Origin of the sequence: Flagellimonas flava (assembly GCF_050617915.1) — a bacterium.
GTDB classification, from domain to species: Bacteria; Bacteroidota; Bacteroidia; order Flavobacteriales; family Flavobacteriaceae; genus Flagellimonas; species Flagellimonas flava_A.
In genome coordinates, this window is sequence record NZ_JBODQE010000256.1 from 1 (window position 1) to 229 (window position 229).

Genomic DNA, 229 nt, shown 5'->3' on the forward strand with positions numbered 1-229 from the left:
TTTCCCATCTTTTTTGTTTGACCCCCGAACCTTAAAAAGATGGGAAAGGATAAAAAAAATAAATTCAAAACTCCGGTAGGTTATTTCGACAACTTTCATGACCGACTTATGGACAGAATCCAACAGGAGGATTCCCTAGCTGAAAATTCCATAATTCCTAAGTCGGATGGTTTTGCAGTGTCCGAGGCCTAGTTTGTAGACTTTATCCCAAAAGTAAGGGCCCAACTGC

1 protein-coding gene is annotated in these 229 nt (G+C 40.6%); it reads left to right on the plus strand.

The window, feature by feature from the left end; all coding sequences use genetic code 11:
• The first annotated feature begins 39 nt into the window (after positions 1 to 39).
• Positions 40 to 192, plus strand: coding sequence for a hypothetical protein (locus ACRHOZ_RS21760; protein WP_431130530.1), 153 nt, complete (start codon positions 40 to 42; stop codon positions 190 to 192).
• Positions 193 to 229: the final 37 nt, after the last annotated feature.

Excerpts from the sequence above, each read along its gene's own strand:
- ACRHOZ_RS21760 (WP_431130530.1), top strand. The coding sequence starts at position 40 with ATGGGAAAGGATAAAAAAAATAAATTCAAAACTCCGGTAGGTTATTTC.